We start from the raw sequence: 21,081 nt of genomic DNA, 5'->3' as shown, positions 1-21,081 counted from the left end.
TAACAACGCTATTCTTACGCGGACAGCTTAACGGGCTGTTCGCTAAAATGTTGCGCTGGCACCAATCTCATCTCGATAGAGGTTAGCATTTCGGCCAGGCGCTTGTGAAAACCGCGTAATGTGGTCTCCAACTTCTCTTGTACTTCAGGATCTTTAATGTTTTCCGCTTTCCAACTGCCCTCTTTATTAAACAGGCCAAACTGGTAAACATAGGTGAAATGGTCTGCCGCAGGCTCCAGCTCTATCCACCATCCCCAGAACTCACGCTTCTCTGGAGCAAGCTTCACATTGACGCAAACAGCTAAACAGTCAAAGAAAAAACGGTCATTCTGGCACTGCCCTTCACGTAGGTATGGTCCCAAAGCGGCAAAACGTTTCATAAGCTTGCTTTTAGGATGAGCACTGGTTGACGTCATTCTTAAATCTCCTTATGTAGACGCACCTTTTTAGCAAACTGTTAAAAATTAGCAACTCATTAACGCATTTTATCTTCTAACCATTGGCTGGTTTGCAATAATGCGCGATGGAAATTGTCATACAGCGGCGTAGATGATATAGCCAGTAATTTGCCGTCCGAAGAGGAAGAGCAAATAAGTTTCGACTCTTCTTTCGGGCTGAAGGGGTCGTTTTCCCAGAAACCTGCCAACATTGGCGTTTGGCAGCGCCGCCCCAACAACCCTTGCGTTTTCAGTGAATAGCGATTCATTTCTGTTTTCAGTGTTTCATCAGACGCATCCGCCATGCCCAAGCGGCTGGCCATCACATCCATATACATATCCGGCACTTTGCGTTGGCTATCACTGTTGCACAATAGATGATGAACAATCGGCCCGAGACATGCCACCGCGCGTACCCGCTGAGGTTCCAGATAACCTAAGCGTACCGCCACATTCGCGCCGAAACGTAAGCCGAAAACGCTGACTCGCTGATGATCAACCCACGGAATATCCGGCAACGCATGCAATACTTGTTGATGCAGATAGCTGGTGTCTTGGGTTAATTTCCAGCGTGATGATGCCCCTACGGATGGCATGTCGATGGTCAACATGGCTATCCCTTTTGGCGCGAGATAGTCGCGGAATAAGCGGTGATAATCACTTTGCAGGGTATCCAGTCCGCCGCATATCAGCACCGTCGGGAATGGCGCACTGCCGACGGTTGGCATATGCAGGAAGCAGGAAAGCGTGCCACCATCGGAAATAGCGAAATCAAGCTTTTTCAACGTGTAGGGCAGATGCTCGGCGGCGGCTTCATAGGCACGGTTAGACAGTACTTCGACCTGCTCGGCCAGCTCATCCCCTTTCAGATGCGGGTAGCTGCCGATGCTGTAGAGATTGGCTGCATTTAACCAATATTGGCCCGCATTCGCTGGGTCAGTTTCTTCCATCGCTTTTTGCTGCCACTGCATTGCTTGATGGGCCCATTCATAGATCCAGTTACCGTTACGATAACCCACCACAGTATCCAGCAGTTCATTGTCGCTGTGTTCTGCTTTTGAACAGGCGATGCGCGATAAAACCTCTTCTATCTCAAGGGGGTCAACACCCCGCCAAGTCCACATGAGACGGTTAATCATTCGATACCAATGACTAGCGGTGTCGCCATCCAATGCTGAATGAACACTCATCGAATGATTGCAATGGGCATGTCGGACTAACGTTGAGGTTTCAGGGTGCTTAAATTTGGGTTTGAACAGAATTTCAGAAAGGTTGGCTTGTGCCATGGTAACAATAGCCTCCATAAGCCGTGAATCAGGCCCGGTAAGGGCTGCTCAGATGGAGTCAAGTGTACTCATACTGCGGGAAAAATGAAACGCCCGGTCAAGACCGAGCGTGTAAAGTTGGATAAATTATTTGCTGCTCAGAGGGGCAACAAAGGTCACCGCCATATCCCATGGCTGTTCAATCCAGGTGTCCTGCGGAATATCAACCACATAGTCATCAACTAATGGGCGGCCCGCCGGTTTGGCGAAGATAGTGACAAAGTGTGCTTTGGGATACATATCGCGAATGGCTTTCGCAGTGCCGCCAGTATCAACCAAATCATCAATCACGATAAAGCCTTCACCGTCGCCTTCAGCGCGTTTTAAGACTTTAAGATCACGTTGATTATCATGGTCATAGCTAGAAATGCACACGGTGTCTACATAACGAATACCCAGCTCACGCGCCAGAATACCAGCCGGTACTAACCCACCACGGCTCACCGCGATGATACCCTTCCATTGCTCGGCTGGCAGTAAACGCTGTGCCAGTTTGCGGGCGTGAATTTGCAACATATCCCAGGTAACGACGTATTTTTCGCTCATAAAATGTAATCCCAGCCAGTATAAAAGTGGCTTGCCATGTATCAGAAGGGGAAAAAAGGTTGCGCGAGATTATAGTGAGCCAGCCGGATAAAAACCAGCAATTATCTGGCTAATTAATCAGAACAGTTACAGTAATTGTGCGGCGATACGCGCGCAACGCCAATGAAAGTGATATTCTCAAACTATCTCGCCATCTCGATGGCGGTTTATCACTACCCCAAAAATCTTTAGTCATCAACCCAATAGCATCTCTGACATCTCCACTGCGAGGCTGCCGATATGAGAATGCTATTACAGGAGACTTACAGTGTCTGAACTGTCTCAACTTTCGCCTCAGCCGTTGTGGGATATTTTTGCAAAAATCTGCTCGATCCCACACCCGTCTTACCATGAAGAAGCGCTAGCACAGCATATTATGACGTGGGCCAAAGAAAAAGGTCTGCACGCCGAGCGTGATCAAGTCGGTAATATCCTGCTGCGTAAGCCTGCTACCAAAGGGATGGAGAACCGTAAGCCCGTTGCACTGCAAGCCCATTTGGATATGGTTCCGCAGAAGAATAATGATACGGTACATGACTTCACCAAAGACCCAATTCAGCCTTATATCGATGGTGAATGGGTTAAAGCCCGTGGCACCACATTAGGGGCAGATAATGGCATTGGTATGGCCTCCGCGCTGGCAGTGTTGTCTGACGACAGTGTCGAGCATGGCCCACTGGAAGTGTTGCTGACCATGACCGAAGAAGCGGGTATGGATGGCGCATTCGGCCTGCAACCGAACTGGTTGAAGGCCGATATTCTGATCAACACCGACTCCGAGCAGGAGGGTGAGATCTATATGGGTTGCGCCGGTGGTATTGATTTCATCACTACTTTGGCACTGAAGCGCGAAGCTATCCCCGCAGGTTACCAAACCTGGAAACTGACCTTAAAAGGCCTGAAAGGCGGTCACTCTGGGGCGGATATCCATTTAGGTTTAGGCAATGCTAACAAACTGCTGGCCCGCTTCCTGTTTGAACAAGCAAAGGATTTAGACCTGCGGGTATTGGATCTAAATGGCGGCACATTGCGTAACGCGATCCCGCGTGAAGGCTCTGTCACGCTAGCCATTGCTACAGATAAAATCGATCAACTGAAAAGCTTGAGTCAAGATTATCTGGCGACACTGAAAAACGAATTGGCCGCAGTGGAAAAAAATCTGACTGTGCTGCTTGAACCAGTGACTACCGATGCGAAGGCTCTGACGAAAGAGACCCAACAACGCTTGGTGGCATTGTTAAATGCAACACCAAACGGTGTGATTCGCATGAGCGATGCCGTTAAAGGCGTGGTAGAAACCTCACTGAATGTAGGTGTGGTTACCATGAATGAGAATGAAGCAGAGATCATTTGCCTGATTCGTTCTTTGATCGACAGCGGCAAAGATTACGTGGTGAGCATGCTGACAGCAATAGGTCAGTTGGCAGGGGCTAAAACCTCGCCCAAAGGCGGCTACCCTGGCTGGCAGCCAGACCCTAGCTCTCCGGTCATGGCATTGGTGCGAGAAACCTACCAAAAGCTATTCAACAAAACGCCCAATATCATGGTGATCCATGCCGGTCTGGAGTGTGGTCTGTTCAAAAAACCTTACCCAGATATGGATATGGTGTCGATTGGGCCAACCATGACCGGCCCGCATTCGCCGGATGAGCAAGTTCATATCGAGAGCGTGGGTCAATATTGGCAGTTACTGACTGCGCTGCTCAAAGCGATTCCAGAACGTGCATAAATAGGTTTAGTTAAGCTATTGATTCGATAACGGCGGGCTATGGGTCTGCCGTTTTTTTATGCGGTGCTATTCCCAACTGAGCAACAGTTGTCGCTCAAGTTGTGGGTCGAGCAAAGTGACATGCAATCCTACCAAACGTACCCCCCGCCCAGCACGCCGCTCGTTCCATGCAGTTCGCGCAACTTGCAGCAAATCAGCTTTATTCAGTTGCGGCCAAACATGTTCCTGCGTCGTTTGCTGAAAATCGTGAAATTTCAGCTTAACCCCTTGCCGGGCAATATGTAGATCCGGCCTCACCTTACGTAAACGCATTTCCAACTCAATATATAACTGCTCAATCAATGACTCACAGTCATCCCAATCATGAATATCTTCTGCCAGCGTTCTTTCGACACCCACTGATTTACGTAAGCGATCAGGAGAGACTTCTCGCTCATCAATACCTTGGCTACGTTCCCACAGCACATGACCAAATTTACCAAAACGCTTTAATAATTCAGCTTGCGGATAGTTTTGTACATCACTACAGGTGACCAACCCCACTTCTTGCAAACGCTTAGCAGTCACTTTCCCGACACCAGGAATTTTACTCAACGGTAAATCATGCAAGAAAGGCAAGACCTGATCGGGTGTGATCACATATTGTCCATTGGGCTTATTTAAATCAGATGCGATCTTAGCCAGAAACTTTATGGGGGCAATGCCTGCCGAGGCGGTCAGATTCAGTTCATCAGCAATCAACTGACGAATTTCTTGTGCAATTAAGGTGGCGGAGCCGCTACACGCGAGGCAATCAGATACATCCAGATAGGCTTCATCCAAGGATAGCGGTTCAATCAATGGGGTATAGCGGGCAAAAATTTCACGAATATGCAGTGAAGCTTCTTTATACGCCGCCATTCGGCCGGGGATAACTTTAAGCTGTGGGCAAAGTTTCAATGCCATTGCCGTTGGCATCGCACTGCGGACGCCATAGCGCCTGGCGGGATAATTGGCTGTGCTGATAACACCACGCCGATCCCTGCTACCACCAATCGCGATGGGGATATCGCGCAGGCTAGGATCATCGCGCATTTCTACTGCCGCGAAGAAGCAATCCATATCTACGTGAATAATTTTTCGCATTTTATCTCCCCCAACCAAACCACTGTATAAGAATACAGTTAAGTGGGGAAAATTCAAGATTATCCTAATCCACGACACCAACCCTTCAATTGAAAGGGGGTAGTAATTATCCTAATCAAAACACGAACCAATTACACATATAACAGAATTGAATTCTGTTATTGAGGTTTTTAAGTATTTTGTTATTTATTTTAAAAAAAAAACCATTAAATTCGACAAGGTAGAAAAATGTAAGTTATATGATTAACACTCACCTCAAGAAGATTCATTATTAACTAATGGTTGGAAAACGAATATTATGCGAAATTATATAATGGCTACTTTACTATTATCCTCTAGTTTTGCGGCAAACGCGCAGTCCGTTACATTGCCTGTATTATCATCCCCGAAACCACAAATTATTGCCCACCGAGGAGGAACCGCTGACGCACCAGAAAATACGTTGCCAGCGATAAAAAAAGCGCTAGATAATGGTGCAGATGCAATTTGGATCACACTACAACTCTCAAAAAATAACATTCCTGTACTATATCGCCCTTCTGACCTTAAGGAACTCACCAATCAATCGGGCAAAGTCTCTGCTTATACCACACAGCAACTTGCACAAGTTGATGCCAATATGGCTTATGATAAAAAAAATAATATTACACCTAAACCTGGCGTGCATATTGGTATTCCCACACTTGATGATGTATTGAAACAATTTCCCACCACAACATTTTATCTCGACATCAAATCACCCGATGCAAATCCGGCGACCTTTGCTAAAGCACTGCAAAAAACACTTGAGGAGACAACTAAAGGCGAGAAAAACCGCCTATCCCGCACCCGAGTCTACTCCACCGATGATACTTATTTAACTGCACTGGATGCCGTGAATAAGACTAATGACCCATCACATCAGATAAAACGTTTCGAAAGCCGCGACCTTACACGTACTCAGTTAGCCAACATTACCATGGATCATAAATGTAATTTACCAACAGATAATAAAGAACGTTGGTATGGCTTAGAGTTACATCGAAATGTTGAAGTCGTGGAAAAATATACTCTGGGTGAAGGGCGCTCTAAGGCCGTATTAAGTTGGGATAAAGAAGCTGTTGATTGTTTCCGTAAAAACACTAATGCGCATATTATTTTCTTCGGCATCAATACCCCAGAAGATTATAAGAAAGCAAAAGAATTAGGTGCGGATGGTGTTATGGTTGATTCACCGGCTAAATTTAAAAAGATTGTCAGTGAGGATAAATGATTATAAATATCTGGCAGAGGATAGAGACAAGTCAGCGATAAAAACACATTAATATTTATTTTCTACACAAATCATCAATTATTCCTTTATATGAATCTAAATGATAAAGCCCCAGCCAACAGATAGCTGACTGGGGCTTTAGAGTCTCTACATTATTTACCGTATCGACTTATTCTTAACTGTCTTGGCTCTGGTTATAAAATACGATATTGATCCAGTGCTTTTTGGCGCGCTGCCTCTTTGGCTAAACGTTTCTTACGTGAATCACAAGGCTCAGGGCAATCACATACTTTTTCCATCCCCAACGCCCCAATGCCGCCGCAACTGCCTTGCAAGGTTTTACGTTTTACGATATAGCCCAGCGACATCGCAGCGATAACCAATAGGAAAAAGACAAAGGACGCGATAAAAACTGTCAACATATCCCCTCCAGATTAAGGTCGTTTTTGCCGAAAAGGCTGGAATGCATCGGAATAACGCTCTTCAAAGCCGTCATCGGTTTTGACTATCATAAGTACCGGAATACCCAGTAAATTAGCCAATGCCATTCCCCGCTCAGGCCCAAGAACATCTAATCCGGTAGATAGTCCATCAGCGGTCATACAGCTCGGATCTAAAACGGTGATCGACACTAACCGATGGTTGATTGGTCGGCCAGTTTCAGGATCAATGGTGTGAGAATAACGTACACCATTCTGCTCGAAATAATTACGATAATCCCCAGAAGTGGCTATTGCCATACGCCCAGGTTCGATAATCTCTTGAGCACTCTGAGCCAGGCCGGACACTGGCTTTTCAATAGCGATACGCCACGGTTTGCTTTCCCCATTGTTGCCACGAGTCCGCACCTCACCACCGATATCAACCATATAGTTGGTGATATTATTAGCTTCCAGATATTCAGCAACTACATCTACCCCATAGCCTTTAGCAATGGAGGAGAGATCGACATACAACTCGGGGATTCGCTTAACCAAAGCACCGTTTTCTACCGCAAGTTTATCAATACCGACCCATGCCCGCCGTTTGGCAATTTCATCTTCGGTAGGAACCACATCTGGCCGCCCTTCAGGGCCGAAACCCCACAAGTTCACCAATGGCCCGACCGTCACATCCAACGCACCGTCGGTTAGGCGGTTAATTCGGATAGCTTCCCGTACCACTTTCGCGGTCGCGGCTGAAACCGGGAAAGGCGTATTCACCTGCCGACTTTGGTTGAAACGGCTCAATTCAGAGCCTGGCCGATACGTCGACATCTGGTCATTAACGGCTTCTAGCTCGCGATCGATCTCCTGCTGTAGCGTCTCTGGGCCGGGTGTAGATGAGTCACTCACATACTTAATTGAGTATGAGGTTCCCATAGTTTTGCCTTCGAGATTGATTTGCTCGGGGCCACATCCCGTCAGCAGCAAAACCCCCGCCACCGTCATTAACCAATGTATTAACTGTTTTTGCACGATATCCCCAATAGCCCTATTCCCTTGGTACTTGAAACCGGATGGTAAGCAATTAGCCACCGAAATCATCAAGCATAATATTATCGTCTTCCACGCCGAGATCTTTTAGCATCTTGATGACTGCCGCATTCATCATTGGCGGACCACACATATAGAATTCGCAATCTTCTGGCGCTGGATGATTTTTAAGATAATTTTCCAATAATACGTTATGAATAAACCCAGTATAGCCCGTCCAGTTATCCTCTGGTTGTGGGTCAGAGAGCGCAACATACCAACGGAAATTATCATTCTCGGCCTGTAGTTGGTCAAAATCTTCTTCATAGAACATTTCACGCTTCGAACGGGCACCATACCAAAAACTGATTTTACGCTTCGAATGCAGCCGCTTAAGCTGATCAAAGATATGCGAACGCATCGGTGCCATACCCGCACCACCGCCAATAAAGACCATCTCTGCGTCGGTATCTTTAGCGAAAAATTCACCAAATGGCCCAGAAATAACCACTTTATCACCCGGTTTCAGTGACCAGATATATGAGGACATTATCCCTGGAGGCGCATCAGGTTGTGAAGGTGGTGGCGCAGCAATTCGCACGTTAAGCATGATGATGCCGCGCTCTTCTGGGTAGTTTGCCATGGAGTAAGCACGTACCGTCTGCTCAGTGGCCACTGACTCATATCGGAACAAATTGAATTTATCCCAGTCGCCACGATATTCCTCTGGCACATCAAAATCAGCGTATTTGACGGTATGAGGTTCAGCCTCTATTTGAATAAAACCGCCCGCGCGGAACGGGACGACCTCACCATCAGGTATTTTCAGCTTTAGCTCTTTGATAAATGTGGCTTTGTTATCATTAGAGATAACTTCGCACTCCCATTTTTTCACACCAAAGATCTCTTCCGGCAATTCAATTTTCAGATTCTGCTTCACGCTAACCTGACAAGCCAACCGGCAACCCTCTTTGGCTTCGCGCTTTGAGATATGAGAAAGCTCTGTTGGCAGAATATCCCCACCGCCTTCTTTGATCTTCACACGGCACTGCCCACAAGAACCGCCGCCGCCACAAGCTGAAGAAACGAAAATACCGTGGCTGGACAACATGTTGAGCAGTTTATCCCCCGCAGGGGCAACAAAACTCTTTTCCGCATCTTCATTGATATCAACGGTAATATCACCGGTATTCACCAGCTTTGATTTGGCAAATAAAATCATTACCGTCAGCGCCAGCACGATGAGGGTAAACATCACTACGCCCAGAATTATTTCCATGAATTATTCCTGCTTTTATAGGCTCACACCGGCGAAAGACATAAACCCCAATGCCATCAATCCGGTCGTGATAAAGGTGATCCCTAACCCCTGTAAACCCGCAGGCACATTGGCATATTTCATTTTTTCGCGAATACCCGCTAACGCCACAATCGCCAACATCCACCCGAGACCGGAACCAAAGCCATAAACAATCGATTCAGGGAAGTTGTAATCACGTTGTGCCATAAAGGAGACGCCGCCAAAGATGGCGCAGTTTACGGTTATCAGAGGCAAGAAAATGCCCAGCGCGTTGTACAAAGCTGGGAAATAACGATCGAGGATCATCTCCAGCACCTGCACAATGGCGGCAATAACACCAATAAAGGTGATGAAGTTCAGGAAGCTGAGATCAACACCTTCGACCAATGCGCCATCCCGCAACACCAGGTTATAAACCAGATTGTTCGCCGGTACTGAGATACCCAAAACGACCGTGACCGCAATGCCAAGGCCGAAGGCAGTGGACACTTTCTTGGAAACGGCCAGGAAAGTACACATCCCCAAGAAGAACGCTAAAGCCATATTTTCCACAAACACTGCGCGGACAAATAGACTGATGTAATGTTCCATCGTCAATTACTCCTTCTCAATCTGCGCAGGTTTCAGGGTCCGCAGGCCCCAAATCAGCAAACCAATGATAAAGAATGCGCTAGGTGCCAGTAAGAACAATCCATTTGGCTGATACCACCCACCGTTCTGGACGGTTTCAAGCACCGACACACCAAATAGTTTACCGGAGCCAATCAGTTCTCGGACAAAGCCCACCAGCACTAAAACCACGCCATAACCCAAACCATTACCAATGCCATCCATAAAGCTTTCAATCGGTGGGGATTTCATCGCGTAGGCTTCTGCACGCCCCATCACGATGCAGTTAGTGATTATCAAGCCGACAAACACTGACAGCTGTTTGGATATCTCATAGGCATAGGCACGCAGGATCTGATCCACCACAATAACCAGTGAGGCAATAATCACCATCTGAACAATGATACGCACACTGTTTGGAATATGATTACGAATCAATGAGATGAAGAAGCTGGAGAAGGCTGTCACCAAGGTCACCGCCAGTGTCATCACTAAGGCGGTTTCCAGCTTGGTTGTCACCGCCAACGCTGAGCAAACCCCGAGGATCTGTAACGCAATGGGGTTGTTATCAAATAACGGTCCGAATAAGACCCGCTTAATCTCTTTGGTATCAGCCATTTTTTAACGCTCCTTGGCGCACTTTTTTCAGGAACGGGCCAAAGCCGTTTTCACCGAGCCAAAAATCGAAGCTGTTTTGCACCCCGTTTGAGGTCAGCGTCGCCCCTGATAAACCATCGATCGCATGGGGATCGTTAGCTGGCGCACGCCCTTTAACGATGCGAATAGCCGGCTGCCCCTGGTCGTCAAATAACCGCTTGCCAATCCACTGGTTACGCCAGTTTTGGTTTTCAATTTCACCGCCCAGCCCCGGCGTCTCACCATGATCGTAATAGGTGATACCGCGAACGGTTTTGCCGTCACTATCGATGGCCACAAAGGCATACATCATTGACCACAAACCAGAGCCATAGACTGGCAGGACTATCTTATTGATCTGACCGTTTTCACCGCGTACCAGATAAATTTCAACGATATTAGCCCGACGACGGATACCCGCAATATCTTGTGCCGCAGTCAGTGCGATACTCATTTGGTTATCTCGTAACGCCTGAGTACGGTCAAACGTGGCGGGATCTTGTTTGATAAATTCACCGCTTTGCAAATCAAGTAAGCGGGGTTCAATGCGTTCAGCAAACTCACGCTGTACTTCTTCTGCAGGCATTCTCGGTTGCAGTAAACCGGTCACCGCTAGAATATTGCGCTGTTTATCCAGCAGACGCTGTTCTTGCTGTTTAGCTTTCAGCCCCACAGCCGCGCCCGCAACAACCACAGAACACACCAGACACAGTACTATCACCACCAGCAACGTTTTGCCGATGCTGTCATTATTTCTTGGTTTATCACTCGCCACGGGCTTTCCTCCGCTTGATATTGGCCTGAACAACCACATAGTCGAACAGTGGCGCAAACAGGTTGGCAAACAGGATAGCCAGCATCATTCCCTCCGGATAAGCCGGATTGATCACACGGATTAAGACACACATTGCACCAATCAAGCCGCCATACCACCACTTGCCCGTATTGGTAAAAGAGGCCGAGACGGGATCGGTCGCCATAAAGACCATGCCGAAAGCAAAACCACCCAGGACCAGATGCCAATACCATGGCATGGCAAACAGCGGGTTGGTGTCAGATCCTATCCAATTAAATAAGCAAGCGGTCGCAATCATGCCAAGCATCACGCCAGCGACAATCTGCCAAGAGGCCACGCGGGCAAATAGAATAATGGCCCCGCCAATCAAAATCATCAGCGTAGAGACTTCACCAATAGAGCCGGGAATATTGCCGAGGAAGGCATCCATCCAAGTGATAGGTTGGTGGGTCACTGTGTTGAGCAAGCTGTGGCTACCGTTAACCGTCCATTGTGACAAGGGGGTTGCACCGGAAAAACCATCCGCCGCGGTCCACACTAAATCACCGGATATCTGCGCGGGATAAGCAAAGAACAGGAAAGCACGTCCAGCCAAAGCAGGGTTGAGGAAGTTACGCCCCGTGCCGCCGAAGATCTCTTTGCCGATCACCACGCCAAATGAGATCCCCAGCGCCGCCTGCCAAAGTGGCAATGTTGGCGGCACAATCAGCGAGAATAAGATTGAGGTAACGAAGAAGCCTTCGTTGATTTCATGTTTGCGGACAATGGAAAAAACCACTTCCCAGAAACCACCCACCAAAAACACCACCGCATAAATAGGCAGGAAGTAGGCGGCACCCAGCACCATCTTACTTATCCAGCCCGCATCGGGTGCAAAGGAGACCCCCAACATGTGTGCCAGTTGGTAATGCCAATCACTGGCAATAATCTGTTGTAGCTCCGCACCACTGTAGAGTTGGTTCAGCGCCGGAATCGCCTGGGCACCGACGTTGTACATCCCCCAGAACATGGCCGGGAAGACCGCCAGCCAGACCAGAATCATCATCCGTTTCAGATCGATGGCATCTCGCACATGAGAAGCACCCGGTGTCACTTTGCCCTGAGTATAGAAAATGGTGGCAGCAGCTTCATACAGCGGATAGTACTTTTCTAATTTGCCACCCGCTTCAAAGTGGTGCTCTATTTTCTCGAGAAAACTTTTCAGGCCCATAGGTTATCCTTCCTGCTCAATCTTGGTCAGTATGTCGCGCAGTACCGGACCGTATTCGTACTTGCCGGGGCAGACAAATGTGCATAAAGCCAGATCTTCTTCGTCCAGTTCCAGACAACCCAGCGCCTGCGCACTGTCGGTATCACCCGATAGCAGGTCGCGCAGCAGATGGGTCGCCAAAATATCCAGTGGCATCACCCGCTCATAGTTACCAATTGGCACCATGGCGCGCTCTCCGCCCTGCATATTTGTGGAGAAAGCAAACAATTTGTGTTTGAAGAAGTGGCCCAGTGTCGTGCGAGTAATCGAGTATTTATCGCGACCAGGCATCACCCAGCCGAATAGCTCTTTTTCTCGCCCTTCGCGGATAACGGACACTTGCTGATGGAAACGCCCCAGATAACCATGGGTGGCGGAGAAAGCCGTACCACTGAGGACTGAGCCGGAAATAATGCGGTTGTCATCCTCTTTCAGTCTACCGGCAGTCAATTCAGATAAGCTGGCACCCAGCCGGGTACGCAGTAAAACCGGTTGATTCACTTGCGGGCCAGCCACTGCGACAATGCGGTCAGTGCAAAGCTCACCACGGGTAAACAGTTTGCCGATCGCAATGACGTCCTGATAGCCCACATGCCAAACTGTTTTGCGCGCACTCACGGGTTCAAGGAAGTGAATGTGTGTGCCAACCAGACCCGCCGGATGCGGGCCGGAGAACTCATTATAGGTGACCTGTGCACTCGGATGGCTGGTAATCACTGGCCCCGGCGCATGACAAACATGCACTTTACCTTCGGTTAAGCGCGTGAGCACCGTTAAGCCATGCTTAAAAGCTTCAGGCTCAGTGGCGATAATCACCTGCGGATCGGCTGCCAGCGGTTGAGTATCCATTGCACTGACGAAGATAGCCCGTGGGCTGCTGCCTGGGGAGGGGGTTTTGCTGAAAGGACGCGTTCGCAATGCTGTCCATAAACCAGAAGCCAGTAAATAGTTTTGTACTTGTTCATTGCTCAGTTGATTGAGAGAGGCTTCATCGTAAGGCTCGAAAGGAATTTGCTCATCACCTTCAACTTCGATCACAACAGATTGCAGCACGCGACGCTCACCACGGTTGATGGCGCTAACTTTGCCGCTGGCCGGAGCGGTATACATCACACCCGGATTTTTTTTGTCTTCAAACAGTACCTGACCTTTCTTAACCCGATCGCCTTCTTGCACCAACATTGAGGGACGCATGCCCACATACTCTTCACCAAGCAGCGCTACATGACGAATAGCGGGACCATCTTCTATCACCTGCAAAGGTGCGCCAGCGATGGGGAGGTCGAGTCCTTTCTTTATTTTAATCATAAGTTTGGACAACTTTATTAGTGATATCAAATGCTGTACTTGAACCCAGAGCGTACAGCCACACAAAGGAAAGATACTTTCACGATTCATTTAAACGGCGGCTTAATGCCGAGTCAATTGGACAAACATGAATGCTTGCTGAAAGAGTCTCTGAAATAAGCGCTCTATCCTCTCACGTGAATGTCACTGATGAAATAGCCATTCGACGAGCAGGTTAGCAGCGGGAGATTTTAGCATTTACAACTTGCACTGTCTGACAAATGCAGTGACTTGGGTCAAGCAAACACAAATAATTTCCAGATAAATTCTGAATGCATTCGGTAAAATCGCATCATCAGCTCAACTTTACCGAATTGGTACTTATTTTATACAAAACATATATTGCTAAAAAATTTCTGACTGATAATCTGCGCCTATAAATCAGAAGAGTCAGTGGCATCTATAAATATAAGTAGGAATAATAATGGGCAAAGTCGCACTGTTGTTTGCGATGATAATTTGTTTGCCTGCGGTATCCTTCACCAGCTCAGCCAGTGAGCCGGTGGCGGTGTCCAAAGAGCTAAAACAGCAATTACTAGGGTCATCGGTCTATATTCAGATCTTCAAAGAAGAACGTACTCTGGAATTATATGCCAGATTACAGGGCGAGTATCGCCTGGTACAAAGCTATCGCATCTGTGAATTCTCGGGTGGTCTTGGCCCGAAACGCCGCGAGGGTGATTTCAAAAGTCCGGAAGGTTTTTACAGTATTGATATGCGCCATTTAAAACCCGACAGTAAATTCTATCGGGCAATCAATATTGGCTTCCCAAATGATTATGATAAGTCGCAGGGCTATTCAGGGAAATATCTGATGATCCATGGTGCTTGCAAATCAATCGGCTGTTATGCAATGACCGATGCCTATATGGACGAGATATTTAACTATGTGCAAACCGCATTTATCTTTGGTCAGGAAAAGGTCGATATCAGTATTTACCCGTTCCGAATGACTGAGCAAAATATGCAGCGCCATCGTAACTCTTCGGATTATAGTTTCTGGCGTCAATTGCAGCCGGGATATACCTACTTTGCCAAGAACCGGATGCCACCTTCGGTTTCCGTGATCAACGGGCAGTATGTCCTGAGCCGCCCGCCGATCTCCAGCGCACCTGAATCGCAGTACGCACTGACCAAATCAAATTTTCTCACCAAAACAGAATAATGAAAACTCACCTGGTGCAATTTTGTGCCAGGTTTCATTGACTGTCAGTGGTTGAGTCGCGATCACCGTGACCACATCGTTAGGTGTGGTCTGCCGCTGAAAATCGATCTCCACATCTTGATCAAGCAACGTCGCTTTGCCGAAAGGCGCACGGCGAGTTATCCAATATAAGTTCGTCGAACAGAACGCCATCACAAAGCGCCCATCCGAGAGCAGCATATTAAACACCCCTTTGGTGCGCAATTGCTCACATAAGGTGGCAATGTAGCGGAATACCGCAGGCCAGTTACTGGGGGTGCGAGGGTAGCGTTTTGCCAATTGATTCAGCAACCAGCAGAAAGCGTATTCGCTATCGGTCTGGCCGATGGGCCGAAAAGTGCCAGTATCTAACTGACGATACCCCTTGAGCTGGCCGTTATGGGCATAAGTCCAGTTCCGTCCCCACATTTCGCGGGTAAATGGGTGGGTATTTTCTAACGCCACTTCACCACGATTTGCCTGACGAATATGCGAAACCACCGCGCAGGATTTTATCGGATAATCTTGCACCAAGCGGGCAATGGGTGAATTAAAACTAGGTTGCGGATCTTTAAAGGTACGGCAACCATTACCTTCATAGAAAGTAATGCCCCAGCCATCTTTATGTGGGCCAGTCCCCCCGCCTCGTTGCACCAGGCCGGTAAAGCTAAAGCAAATATCCGTGGGAACATTTGCGCTCATCCCGAGCAATTCGCACATAACCAACCTCCCGCGTATACCCTTCATTCTTGGTGTTGCAGCGGTGTTAGCTGCGCTTTCGGCTCACCCTATCCTTGATGAGCATTCAAGGTGATCAACGCAATTTACATTTCCGTTGATCACCTCGGCACATCAGGCTTTTACCATCTCTTTTTCAATCAACTGAATCAAGATATGAATCGCTTTGATATGAATTTCCTGAATACGATCGGCATAGCCGAAATGGGGAACCCGGATTTCAATGTCCGCAGTGCCTGCCATTTTACCGCCATCTTTACCCGTCAGGGTAATGACCTTCATGCCTTTGGCACGGGCCGCCTCAATCGCTTTAATGATATTGCCCGAATTACCTGAGGTGGAAATGCCAAGCAAAACATCGCCTTCGCGGCCTACGGCTTCAACATAGCGAGAGAACACATAGTCATAACCAAAGTCATTACTGACGCAAGAGAGATGGCTGACATCTGAAATCGCAATCGCCGGATAACCTGGGCGATTTTCGCGATAGCGACCGGTCAACTCTTCGGCAAAATGCATGGCATCGCAATGGGAGCCGCCATTGCCGCATGACAATACTTTGCCGCCAGCCTTAAAAGAATCAGCCAATAGGACGGCTGCGCGCTGAATAGCATCGATATTCGCATCATCTTTCAGAAAGTTTGCCAGCGTGTCTGCTGCTTCATTCAATTCACTGCGGATTAAATCGTGGTACATGGGAGCCTCTTTATAGTCCTATGGCATCAATATCTTCCTGTGCCAGTGTACCGGATCGCATAAACAGCGAGAAGCACTGTAATGAATTAGGCGTAAGAGTTTTAACGAGGATTGCGAACAATTTGTGAAGTAAGTTGTAAATAATATGTAATGGTATTGATAAACATAATGAGATGAACTACAACAAATGTATCACTCAACAGGTCAGACCTCCTACATCTCAGGAGCTTTATCATGATGGTTCTTAGCATTGTTGCCTTGCTGGTTCTTATTGGTGTGCTGTTCTATCACCGGGTGAACCTCTACCTCAGTAGTTTGATTTTGGTGGTTTACACTGCCGCAATGGGCGCGTCACAGTTATGGTCGTACTGGGTATTATTGCCGCTGGCGATTGTTTTACTGCCTCTGCTGCTCACCTCGGTACGTCGGTCACTGTTTTCTGCGCCAGCATTGCGCATGTTCCGCAAAGTTATGCCTGCCATGTCACGTACCGAAAAGGAAGCGATTGATGCGGGTACCACTTGGTGGGAAGGTGATTTGTTCCAAGGTCAACCTGACTGGAAGAAACTGCATAACTACCCAAAACCGCAGTTAACCGCAGAAGAGCAAGCTTTTATCGATGGGCCAGTTGAAGAAGCCTGTCGTCTGGCGAACGACTTCCAGATTACCCATGAACTGGCTGACTTACCGCCAGAGCTATGGGCCTATCTGAAAGAGAATCGCTTCTTTGCGATGATCATTAAAAAAGAGTACGGCGGCCTTGAGTTCTCAGCCTATGCTCAGGCACGTGTGCTGCAAAAACTCTCTGGCGTATCGGGCATTCTGGCCATCACCGTGGGCGTACCTAACTCCCTCGGCCCCGGCGAATTGCTGCAACATTACGGTACTGAAGAACAAAAAAACCATTATCTGCCAGGTTTGGCCCGTGGCGACGAGATCCCTTGTTTCGCCCTGACCAGTCCGGAAGCTGGCTCTGATGCCGGTGCAATCCCAGATACGGGTACTGTCTGCATGGGTGAATGGCAAGGTAAACAGGTGCTGGGCATGCGCCTGACCTGGAACAAACGCTATATTACCCTCGCCCCTATCGCCACGGTGCTCGGTTTGGCCTTCAAATTATCTGACCCTGAACATCTGTTGGGTGAAACCGTGGATTTGGGGATTACCTGCGCCCTGATCCCAACCAACACCCCTGGGGTGGAGATTGGTCACCGTCACTTCCCGCTGAACGTGCCGTTCCAGAATGGCCCAACGCGCGGTAACGATATCTTTGTCCCGATTGATTATATTATCGGCGGGCCAAAAATGGCCGGACAAGGCTGGCGGATGCTGGTGGAATGCCTGTCGGTCGGGCGTGGCATTACCCTGCCGTCCAACGCCACGGGCAGCCTGAAAAGTGTGGCTATGGGCATAGGTGCTTACGCCTATATTCGCCGTCAGTTCAAAGTCTCCATCGGTAAAATGGAAGGGATTGAAGAGCCATTGGCGCGCATTGCCGGTAATACCTATGTGATGGACGCCGCAGCGACGCTGGTCACCAGTGGCATCATGCTGGGTGAAAAACCAGCGGTGCTATCGGCCATTGTTAAGTATCACTGTACCCACCGTGGTCAGCGTGCCGTGATGGATGCGATGGATATTGCTGGGGGTAAAGGCATCTGTCTGGGTCCGACCAACTTTATCGCGCGCAGTTATCAGGGTGCTCCTATCGGTATCACCGTCGAGGGTGCGAATATCCTGACGCGCAGCATGATTATTTTCGGTCAGGGCGCGATTCGTTGCCATCCGTTTGTGCTTGATGAGATGGCTGCGGCACAATCCAACGATGTCGCCGCTTTCGATAAAGCGCTGTTTGGGCATCTGGGTCATGTCGGCAGTGCTAAGGTGCGCAGTTTCTGGCTGGGTCTGACTAATGGCCGCACCAGCGCCACACCAGTGAAAGACAGTACTCGTCGTTATTACCAACAAATGAACCGTCTGAGCGCCAATCTGGCATTGCTGTCTGATGTCTCGATGGGCGTACTGGGGGGCAGCCTGAAACGTCGCGAGCGTATTTCTGCCCGTCTGGGGGATATTCTCAGCCAACTCTATCTGGCATCGGCCACACTGAAACGCTATGAAGATGAAGGCCGCCAGAAAGAGGATTTACCGCTGGTACATTGGGGCGTTCAGGATGCGCTAAATCAGGCGGAGCAAGCATTGGACGATTTGCTGCGTAACTTCCCGAATGGTTTGATTGCTGGGTTAATGCGCTTTGTGATCTTCCCATTGGGCCGTGTGCATCAGGCGCCATCTGATAAATTGGATCACCAGATCGCGCAGTTGCTGCAAGTGCCATCTGCCACCCGTAGCCGTATTGGTCGTGGTCAATACCTGACCCCGAGCGAATTTAACCCGGTGGGTCTGCTGGAAGCCGCGTTGCAGGATGTGATTGCCGCTGAGCCTATTCATAAGCGCCTGAGTAAAGAAGCGGGCAAGAGTCTGCCATTTACCCGCCTTGATGTGTTGGCAAAACAGGCACTGGCGGAAGGGAAAATCAGTGCCGAAGAGGCCGCGATTCTGACCAAAGCTGAAGATAGTCGTCTGCGTTCCATTAATGTCGACGAGTTTGAAGCCGATGAGTTGGCGGCCAAACCTGCGGTAAAGCAGCCAGCGAAACAACGGCACACTGAAGCAGCGTAATAGATTGACCTTATTGATGTTAGTGTCTACTCAAGCCCCCAGTTCATCACTGGGGGCTTTTTTATCGCCTCCCTCCTTGGTGCGGCGCTCATCCAGTAAGCCACGGACGATCAACCCAAACTGCTCAGGCTTACCGGTAAACAGCACATTATCGGGCTGAACCTGTAGCAGTTGGCGGCGCAAATGATGACGCCACTCACTATCAGTAATCAACCGCACGGCAACCGCAATATACTCTGCCACATGATGAGTGATCAGCGTTTCAGCCAATCCCAGACGGCGAAATAACCCTTCATCTATATGCTCATGAACTTCAGCCCCACTCAGACAAACCCCCGGTAGCCCCTGTCGCACAGTATCGACAATGCCATTGGTATTGCCGAAGGGGAAAGGGTTGATGAATAGGTCGCACTGATTAATTACCTGCAAATAGTCCAGATACGCCAAATGCTCATAAACTCGGGCTTGCGGGACGATGTGATTGACCGCCTGTTCCATAACACGATGGCTGATGCCCCAACAAAAGCCCACCAAAAAATGGAAGACCACCGGTATTGAAGCTTGCTGGGCGATCTCTGCGCAAGTAGCTAAAAAACGAGGGTTAATTTTCATCGCTGAGGCACAAACAGCAATATGTATCTCTGGCCGCCCATCAAAATGCTGATTGGGTTCAGGCTGACTGATATTGACCGGCGGCACATAGGGCAGGCAATCTTTGGGCAGCGGGACCACTTTTTCGGAGAAACAGGTGATATCCCCCAAATAATCCTCTTCCACTAATACTGCATCAATATAGTCAGAGTGTGTCGTTGCAGGGTGGCCCAATGCCATCACCTGTAAGGGGGCCAGCCGTAAATTAGTCAACGCGACAGTGAGCGGGAACATCCCAACACTGGGGAAATAGATCACATCCGGTTGTAGCTGTTTTGCCAATGCCACAATCGCCTCGACCGCCCCCACCCGACTCACTTCTGTGAACTCATCAAAAACCTGCTGAGTGATGGTATCCGTGGCCTCGACAACGGTGACGCCATGGGTAGAAAACTGGGCGCGGGCAGCACGCAGGGTGCTGGAGTGGGTACGATAGATAGAGTGACCACTGTTAAACCATTCCAAGATAACCAGCATCAATGGTTTGCGCCGTGATGGCGGTGGCGAGTCGCTATCCGATAGGCCATCGTGAAGCAATCCATGGCGTAAATGAAAATTAATGCTGCGTTTTATGCGGTGCTTTTCGGTACGATCCGCATAGCTGCAATGCATGTAAACATCGTGCAGGATACGTTCGGGCAAGTGTTCAAGGCTTTCTAACGTAAGGAGTTTTTCCGGCAACCAATCGAGTAAAAACTCTCGTTTGGCATGCCCTGCGGCACTGGGTAAAATCCGTGGGGATAATAGCGCCAGAAACAGTGCTGCCGCCACCTGCGGGTTAAATTGCCATAAGAGTTCTGGCTGAAGAGGGATGCCCGACTCAGGTAAATACATCAGGCAAAATTTCAGGAAATTATGGCGCTCAAAGCGCAAAGGGTGTGCGCATCCTTCCCCGGCCTGATTAAGATTGGTAATGACATGATCAGCATGCCCAAACGGAGAGGCGGCAAAAATTAAGGCGATCCAACGATGAAAATTGATTAACTGTAAAAAGCCCACATCTGAAACCAAAAACCCCGGATCAGAGAACAGGTTGCCAATAGCCGCAGCCAAGCGATTACAGTAGTGCTCCTGCTGCTGTCGCGGCTGTTGATTCAGGGAGAAAACATCCCAACGTCCATAGTGGGTGTCCAACTCTTCCAGCATAAATAGCAGTATCCGCCCCGCCTCCTCGTAGCGCCGGGTGCAGACTAAAAACTCAAAATAGGGCAATGAAAATAGCGCAGGGCGCTCAATGACTGACGCCATTTCAACTGTTCTTTCCACCATGGGCTGATCCCCCAGACA

Annotated in this window: 19 protein-coding genes; 4 read left to right on the top strand and 15 right to left on the bottom strand. The window is 48.7% G+C overall.

Translation table 11 applies throughout. From position 1 onward, the window contains the following. Nucleotides 1–14: 14 nt before the first annotated feature. From crl to gpt, 3 genes are all read right to left on the bottom strand, one after another. Nucleotides 15–416: a sigma factor-binding protein Crl gene (gene crl, locus ACZ76_RS13720; RefSeq protein WP_048619412.1), complete on the bottom strand. Its 402-nt coding sequence runs from the start codon at nucleotides 414–416 to the stop codon at nucleotides 15–17. 59 nt (nucleotides 417–475) lie between these two features. Then, nucleotides 476–1,723, bottom strand: coding sequence for an esterase FrsA (frsA, locus tag ACZ76_RS13715; protein WP_048619411.1), 1,248 nt, complete (start codon nucleotides 1,721–1,723; stop codon nucleotides 476–478). Between the two features lie 126 nt (nucleotides 1,724–1,849). Beyond that, the gene (gpt, locus tag ACZ76_RS13710) at nucleotides 1,850–2,308 is read right to left on the bottom strand and encodes a xanthine phosphoribosyltransferase (RefSeq protein WP_048619410.1); all 459 of its coding nucleotides are present in this window, start codon (nucleotides 2,306–2,308) and stop codon (nucleotides 1,850–1,852) included. Nucleotides 2,309–2,615: 307 nt separating this feature from the next. Here gpt and pepD point away from each other — a divergent pair, with 307 nt between their 5' ends. Next, entirely contained in the window at nucleotides 2,616–4,076 is a 1,461-nt protein-coding gene (gene pepD, locus ACZ76_RS13705; protein ID WP_048619409.1) for a beta-Ala-His dipeptidase, read from the top strand. 66 nt (nucleotides 4,077–4,142) lie between these two features. On the opposite strand, the gene dinB is transcribed toward pepD, so the two are convergent. Continuing rightward, nucleotides 4,143–5,201 (bottom strand): DNA polymerase IV, encoded by a 1,059-nt coding sequence (dinB, locus tag ACZ76_RS13700; RefSeq protein WP_048619408.1) that lies wholly within the window; start codon nucleotides 5,199–5,201, stop codon nucleotides 4,143–4,145. Between the two features lie 298 nt (nucleotides 5,202–5,499). Here dinB and ACZ76_RS13695 point away from each other — a divergent pair, with 298 nt between their 5' ends. After that, entirely contained in the window at nucleotides 5,500–6,453 is a 954-nt protein-coding gene (locus tag ACZ76_RS13695; RefSeq protein ID WP_048619407.1) for a glycerophosphodiester phosphodiesterase family protein, read from the top strand. 194 nt (nucleotides 6,454–6,647) lie between these two features. On the opposite strand, the gene nqrM is transcribed toward ACZ76_RS13695, so the two are convergent. The 8 genes from nqrM to ACZ76_RS13655 all read right to left on the bottom strand — a co-directional run bounded on the left by nqrM (nucleotide 6,648) and on the right by ACZ76_RS13655 (nucleotide 13,805). Further along, nucleotides 6,648–6,875, bottom strand: a complete 228-nt coding sequence (gene nqrM, locus ACZ76_RS13690; protein WP_048619406.1) for a (Na+)-NQR maturation NqrM — start codon at nucleotides 6,873–6,875, stop codon at nucleotides 6,648–6,650. A 12-nt stretch (nucleotides 6,876–6,887) separates the two neighbouring features. Further along, complete coding sequence (locus ACZ76_RS13685; protein ID WP_208757865.1) at nucleotides 6,888–7,883, bottom strand: FAD:protein FMN transferase; 996 nt, start codon at nucleotides 7,881–7,883, stop codon at nucleotides 6,888–6,890. A gap of 79 nt (nucleotides 7,884–7,962) precedes the next feature. Continuing rightward, a complete protein-coding gene (gene nqrF / locus ACZ76_RS13680; protein WP_048619405.1) occupies nucleotides 7,963–9,186 on the bottom strand; it encodes an NADH:ubiquinone reductase (Na(+)-transporting) subunit F in 1,224 nt (407 codons plus the stop codon). A 15-nt stretch (nucleotides 9,187–9,201) separates the two neighbouring features. Beyond that, the gene (gene nqrE / locus ACZ76_RS13675; protein ID WP_005274947.1) at nucleotides 9,202–9,798 is read right to left on the bottom strand and encodes an NADH:ubiquinone reductase (Na(+)-transporting) subunit E; all 597 of its coding nucleotides are present in this window, start codon (nucleotides 9,796–9,798) and stop codon (nucleotides 9,202–9,204) included. Between the two features lie 6 nt (nucleotides 9,799–9,804). Further along, on the bottom strand, nucleotides 9,805–10,434 hold the full coding sequence (locus ACZ76_RS13670; RefSeq protein ID WP_042546682.1) for an NADH:ubiquinone reductase (Na(+)-transporting) subunit D: 630 nt from the start codon (nucleotides 10,432–10,434) through the stop codon (nucleotides 9,805–9,807). Continuing rightward, nucleotides 10,427–11,227 carry a Na(+)-translocating NADH-quinone reductase subunit C gene (locus tag ACZ76_RS13665; protein ID WP_048619404.1) on the bottom strand — a complete coding sequence of 267 codons (801 nt, stop codon included), beginning with the start codon at nucleotides 11,225–11,227 and terminating at the stop codon, nucleotides 10,427–10,429. The genes ACZ76_RS13670 and ACZ76_RS13665 overlap by 8 nt, the downstream gene beginning before the upstream one ends. After that, on the bottom strand, nucleotides 11,217–12,458 hold the full coding sequence (locus ACZ76_RS13660) for an NADH:ubiquinone reductase (Na(+)-transporting) subunit B (RefSeq protein ID WP_048619403.1): 1,242 nt from the start codon (nucleotides 12,456–12,458) through the stop codon (nucleotides 11,217–11,219). Before ACZ76_RS13660 ends, ACZ76_RS13665 begins: the two co-directional genes overlap by 11 nt. A gap of 3 nt (nucleotides 12,459–12,461) precedes the next feature. After that, the gene (locus ACZ76_RS13655) at nucleotides 12,462–13,805 is read right to left on the bottom strand and encodes a Na(+)-translocating NADH-quinone reductase subunit A (protein WP_048619402.1); all 1,344 of its coding nucleotides are present in this window, start codon (nucleotides 13,803–13,805) and stop codon (nucleotides 12,462–12,464) included. Nucleotides 13,806–14,268: 463 nt separating this feature from the next. On the opposite strand from ACZ76_RS13655, the gene dpaA reads away from it, so the two are divergent. Beyond that, nucleotides 14,269–15,009, top strand: a complete 741-nt coding sequence (dpaA, locus tag ACZ76_RS13650) for a peptidoglycan meso-diaminopimelic acid protein amidase (RefSeq protein ID WP_048619401.1) — start codon at nucleotides 14,269–14,271, stop codon at nucleotides 15,007–15,009. On the opposite strand, the gene ACZ76_RS13645 is transcribed toward dpaA, so the two are convergent. After that, complete coding sequence (locus ACZ76_RS13645; RefSeq protein WP_048619400.1) at nucleotides 14,983–15,747, bottom strand: class II glutamine amidotransferase; 765 nt, start codon at nucleotides 15,745–15,747, stop codon at nucleotides 14,983–14,985. The two genes, dpaA and ACZ76_RS13645, sit on opposite strands and share 27 nt — an antisense overlap. Nucleotides 15,748–15,879: 132 nt before the next feature. After that, nucleotides 15,880–16,461 (bottom strand): D-sedoheptulose 7-phosphate isomerase, encoded by a 582-nt coding sequence (lpcA, locus tag ACZ76_RS13640; protein WP_048619399.1) that lies wholly within the window; start codon nucleotides 16,459–16,461, stop codon nucleotides 15,880–15,882. Between the two features lie 234 nt (nucleotides 16,462–16,695). Between lpcA and fadE the strand changes: the two genes are divergently transcribed. Then, nucleotides 16,696–19,143 carry an acyl-CoA dehydrogenase FadE gene (gene fadE, locus ACZ76_RS13635; RefSeq protein ID WP_048619398.1) on the top strand — a complete coding sequence of 816 codons (2,448 nt, stop codon included), beginning with the start codon at nucleotides 16,696–16,698 and terminating at the stop codon, nucleotides 19,141–19,143. Between the two features lie 30 nt (nucleotides 19,144–19,173). Here fadE and ACZ76_RS13630 read toward each other — a convergent pair whose 3' ends face one another. Next, nucleotides 19,174–21,063, bottom strand: coding sequence for a hypothetical protein (locus tag ACZ76_RS13630; RefSeq protein ID WP_048619397.1), 1,890 nt, complete (start codon nucleotides 21,061–21,063; stop codon nucleotides 19,174–19,176). Nucleotides 21,064–21,081 lie beyond the last annotated feature (18 nt).

Origin of the sequence: Yersinia aleksiciae, from assembly GCF_001047675.1 — a bacterium.
In the GTDB taxonomy this organism is placed as follows: Bacteria; Pseudomonadota; Gammaproteobacteria; order Enterobacterales; family Enterobacteriaceae; genus Yersinia; species Yersinia aleksiciae.
The sequence above is the reverse complement of the archived record's forward strand: the minus strand, read 5'-3'. Positions and strand labels throughout refer to the sequence as shown.

Excerpts from the sequence above, each read along its gene's own strand:
- nqrE (WP_005274947.1), bottom strand. The coding sequence starts at position 9,798 with ATGGAACATTACATCAGTCTATTTGTCCGCGCAGTGTTTGTGGAAAAT.
- lpcA (WP_048619399.1), bottom strand. The coding sequence starts at position 16,461 with ATGTACCACGATTTAATCCGCAGTGAATTGAATGAAGCAGCAGACACG.
- ACZ76_RS13660 (WP_048619403.1), bottom strand. The coding sequence starts at position 12,458 with ATGGGCCTGAAAAGTTTTCTCGAGAAAATAGAGCACCACTTTGAAGCG.
- fadE (WP_048619398.1), top strand. The coding sequence starts at position 16,696 with ATGATGGTTCTTAGCATTGTTGCCTTGCTGGTTCTTATTGGTGTGCTG.
- crl (WP_048619412.1), bottom strand. The coding sequence starts at position 416 with ATGACGTCAACCAGTGCTCATCCTAAAAGCAAGCTTATGAAACGTTTT.
- ACZ76_RS13645 (WP_048619400.1), bottom strand. The coding sequence starts at position 15,747 with ATGTGCGAATTGCTCGGGATGAGCGCAAATGTTCCCACGGATATTTGC.
- ACZ76_RS13655 (WP_048619402.1), bottom strand. The coding sequence starts at position 13,805 with ATGATTAAAATAAAGAAAGGACTCGACCTCCCCATCGCTGGCGCACCT.
- ACZ76_RS13670 (WP_042546682.1), bottom strand. The coding sequence starts at position 10,434 with ATGGCTGATACCAAAGAGATTAAGCGGGTCTTATTCGGACCGTTATTT.
- nqrF (WP_048619405.1), bottom strand. The coding sequence starts at position 9,186 with ATGGAAATAATTCTGGGCGTAGTGATGTTTACCCTCATCGTGCTGGCG.
- nqrM (WP_048619406.1), bottom strand. The coding sequence starts at position 6,875 with ATGTTGACAGTTTTTATCGCGTCCTTTGTCTTTTTCCTATTGGTTATC.
- ACZ76_RS13630 (WP_048619397.1), bottom strand. The coding sequence starts at position 21,063 with ATGGTGGAAAGAACAGTTGAAATGGCGTCAGTCATTGAGCGCCCTGCG.
- gpt (WP_048619410.1), bottom strand. The coding sequence starts at position 2,308 with ATGAGCGAAAAATACGTCGTTACCTGGGATATGTTGCAAATTCACGCC.
- ACZ76_RS13695 (WP_048619407.1), top strand. The coding sequence starts at position 5,500 with ATGCGAAATTATATAATGGCTACTTTACTATTATCCTCTAGTTTTGCG.
- frsA (WP_048619411.1), bottom strand. The coding sequence starts at position 1,723 with ATGGCACAAGCCAACCTTTCTGAAATTCTGTTCAAACCCAAATTTAAG.
- dinB (WP_048619408.1), bottom strand. The coding sequence starts at position 5,201 with ATGCGAAAAATTATTCACGTAGATATGGATTGCTTCTTCGCGGCAGTA.
- ACZ76_RS13685 (WP_208757865.1), bottom strand. The coding sequence starts at position 7,883 with ATGACGGTGGCGGGGGTTTTGCTGCTGACGGGATGTGGCCCCGAGCAA.
- dpaA (WP_048619401.1), top strand. The coding sequence starts at position 14,269 with ATGGGCAAAGTCGCACTGTTGTTTGCGATGATAATTTGTTTGCCTGCG.